The organism is Pontibacterium sp., assembly GCF_041587635.1.
Taxonomy (GTDB): Bacteria; Pseudomonadota; Gammaproteobacteria; order Pseudomonadales; family Balneatricaceae; genus Pontibacterium.
On sequence record NZ_JBFGYC010000417.1, the window covers coordinates 1 to 3,665 of the forward strand.

At 51.2% G+C, this 3,665-nt stretch carries 3 protein-coding genes; all 3 read left to right on the forward strand.

What is annotated here, in order from left to right; genetic code table 11:
* Positions 1–530 precede the first annotated feature (530 nt).
* A complete protein-coding gene (gene hppD / locus ABYW01_RS16660) occupies positions 531–1,571 on the forward strand; it encodes a 4-hydroxyphenylpyruvate dioxygenase (protein WP_372834858.1) in 1,041 nt (346 codons plus the stop codon).
* A gap of 216 nt (positions 1,572–1,787) precedes the next feature.
* Positions 1,788–3,023: a Glu/Leu/Phe/Val dehydrogenase dimerization domain-containing protein gene (locus ABYW01_RS16665; protein WP_372834860.1), complete on the forward strand. Its 1,236-nt coding sequence runs from the start codon at positions 1,788–1,790 to the stop codon at positions 3,021–3,023.
* Between the two features lie 154 nt (positions 3,024–3,177).
* The coding region (locus tag ABYW01_RS16670; protein ID WP_372834861.1) for a sodium-dependent transporter at positions 3,178–3,665 on the forward strand (488 nt) is incomplete at its 3' end.

Below are 3,665 nucleotides of genomic sequence, written 5' to 3' on the forward strand. Positions count from 1 at the left end.
ACCAAAGCGCAACGAGAATCCAGTATGACAACGGCGTTGCAATTTTGAACAAGCTCACGAAGGGCTCCCAGAAGAGTGGACGCGCTCCCAATCCGTGGGAATAAGATACCGCCGGGCGCGTCTAACAAAGTAAGCGTGACCTTAATATTTATACGGCAATGAAACAATTATCCTATACGCCCATTCTTAATATTTTCACTAAAGAATTGACGGAGGCTAGGTTTTGAAAGGCTTTCACAGGGTTTCTACTTATACGCCAGGGCCTCGGCACTCAGATCAATCAAACAAAATTGGATTTTAAAATGAGAGAAATGGAACTGAAATGACATTCAAGCGAGGAAAAAACCATAAAGAACAGCCATTACCATCTAATTATTAGATGGAGTTTATGCAAATATTATTCTTTTTATTGTTAGAGATTCTCATGACAATGACAAATATCAAGAACGCAGGGACAAACCACGCAGTTTGAAACAACTGACCCGGTCCCGGCATACAACAATAAATCTGATTAACAACGGGATACGACAATGAACAACTCACATAACCCTCTGGGCCTTCGCGGTATCGAATTCACAGAGTTTTCCAGCCCTGATACCGGGTTTATGAATGATGTGTTCAATGCGTTCGGCTTTTCCAAGCTGAAATCATTCAAAGGCAAGGACATCACCTACTACAACCAGAATGACATCCACTTTCTGCTAAACAACGAGAAAGAGGGATTCTCTGCCAAGTTCGCCAAATCTCACGGTCCAGCTATCTCCTCTATGGGCTGGCGCGTAGACGATGCCGATCAGGCACTGGCAATTGCCATCGATCGAGGCGCAAAAGCGGCTGACGACAATGCTAAAGACCTGCCCTACCCGGCGATCTACGGCATTGGCGATAGCCTGATCTACTTTATCGACAAGTTCGGCGCGAACGGCAGCATCTATGAAGCCGACTTTGAAGATCTCGCTGAGCAGGTACTGGTTGAAGATAAAGGTTTCATTAATATCGATCACCTGACCAACAACGTGTACAAAGGCACCATGCAGACATGGGCCGACTTCTACATCAACGTGTTTGGTTTCACCGAGGTACGTTACTTCGATATCAAAGGCCAGAAGACCGCCCTGCTGTCTTACGCATTGCAGTCACCATGTGGCAGCTTCTGCATCCCAATCAACGAAGGCAAAGACGATAACAACAACCAGATCGATGAGTATCTGGATATGTACAACGGTCCGGGCGTACAGCACATCGCATTCCGCTCCGACGATCTGCTGACGTCTCTGGATAAACTGGATCGCTCAGTGATCGATACACTGGATATCAACGACGAATACTACGATGAAGTATTCAACCGTGTACCCCATGTAACCGAAGATCCGGCTCGCGTCAAAGAACACCAGGTACTGGTCGACGGTGACGACTCCGGTTACCTGCTGCAGATCTTCACCAAGAATCTGTTCGGCCCGATCTTTATCGAGCTGATCCAGCGCAAAAACAACAACGGCTTCGGCGAAGGTAACTTCCAGGCGTTGTTCGACTCCATCGAACGTGACCAGGAACGCCGCGGCGTGATCTAAGTGACATCAGTCATCCGGGAGCGGGCCATAAACTTGGCGTGCGGGTTTGCTCCCACCCTACTTTCTTAAGCAATACGTTAAGCGAAAAGAATTTCCCGACAGGTACGGTTCCGGTGTTAAACCGGTTCTCAGGCTTCGCCGTGCCTGATCGGGATCCTAACCACGTATTAAGAAGTGCCATCCAACACCGTAAGACCCAACAAGCAGAATAATAAAATGAAAATGAAAGAACTCCTCCAGAACTACGAAAACACCGCTCCTGAAATCGTCTTCGAATGGAACGACTCCGAAACTGAAGCGCAAGGCTGGGTCGTGATCAACTCCCTGCGTGGCGGTGCTGCCGGTGGTGGTACCCGTATGCGTAAAGGTCTGGACCGCCATGAAGTTGAATCTCTGGCGAAAACCATGGAAGTAAAGTTCACAGTATCCGGCCCGGCAATCGGTGGCGCCAAATCCGGCATCAACTTTGACCCGGCTGACCCACGCAAACACGGCGTATTGAAACGCTGGTACAGCGCAGTTGCTCCGCTGCTGAAAAACTACTACGGCACCGGCGGTGATATGAATGTGGACGAAGTGCACGAAGTCATCCCAATCACCGAAAGCCTTGGCTTGTGGCACCCGCAGGAAGGCGTGGTGAACGGTCATTTCAAACCGACTACCAGCGAACAGATCCAGAAAGTAGGACAGCTGCGTCTGGGCGTTTCCAAGATCGTTGAAGATCCGCACTACACTCCGGATTCTGGCCGCAAGTACAAAGTTGCCGATCTGATCACCGGCTGGGGTGTAGCGGAGTCTGTCGTGAAATACTACGACATCTACGGCGGCGACGTAGCGAACAAACGCGTCATCATTCAGGGCTGGGGCAACGTCGGCTCTGCTGCCGCATACTATCTGGCACAAGCTGGCGCGAAGGTTGTGGGTATCATTGATCGTAACGGCGGCCTGATCGATGTGGAAGGACTGGGTCGTGAAGCGGTCACCGATCTGTTTATGAACAAAGAGCACAATACGCTGACCGGCGACAACTTGATCTCTTTCGAAGATGTAAACAACCGCATCTGGGACCTGGAAGCCGATATCTTCCTGCCATGTGCAGCGTCCCGCCTGATCACTCAGGACCAGATTAGCCGCCTGATTGATGGTGGCCTGGAAGTGGTCTCCAGCGGTGCCAACGTACCGTTTAACGATCCTGAAATTTTCTACGGCCCGATCTACGAATACGCCGACAAGAAATGCGCCGTACTGCCAGATTTCATCGCGAACTGCGGTATGGCCCGCGCATTTGCCTTCCTGATGGAAAGCAAAATCGAAATCTCTGACCGCGCCATCTTTAACGACGTATCCGACACCATTCAGCGCGCACTGATCCAGTGCCACAACCGTTCCCGCGCAACCACACTGGTTGCCCAGACGGCCTTCGAGATTTCTCTGGAGCAGCTGACGGACTGATCGGATAACCCACCTTGCGCCGGACCTTAACTCCGGCGCTTTTTTATCCGCGCCAAAGCAATTTCGTCCAATACAACACAGATCGAAATCCGGACATTAGCCGCCGGTAAAAATTATAAAAAGACACAACATTATAAGAATAAGGAACGCTTCTATGTCTGACGCTATGAGCGCCAACGCCTCCAATGCGGGCAATTCTGCTGCTGTATCTACAGGGGGCCGCCTACAGTGGTCCAGCCGCCTGACGTTTATCCTTGCTGCAGCAGGCTCCGCCGTAGGCTTGGGTAATATCTGGAAATTCCCGTACATCACCGGCGAGAACGGTGGTGGCGCATTTGTCCTGGTCTACCTTGCCTGCATTCTCGTCATTGGTATCCCGGTGATGATGGCCGAGATCATGATCGGTCGCCGCTCTCAGCAAAACCCAACCGGCGCGATGGCGACGATGGCTAAAGAAGCCGGTGCCAATCCACTCTGGAAAGGTGTGGGCTGGATGGCCATTATCTGTGGTTTCCTGATCCTCAGCTTCTATACCGTGATCTCCGGCTGGACCTTGTCCTACACCGTCAGCTCGGTGACCGGTGCATTCGACACCATCACACCTGATGCCGCCGGCGCCATGTTCGGCGGTATGCTGGCAGA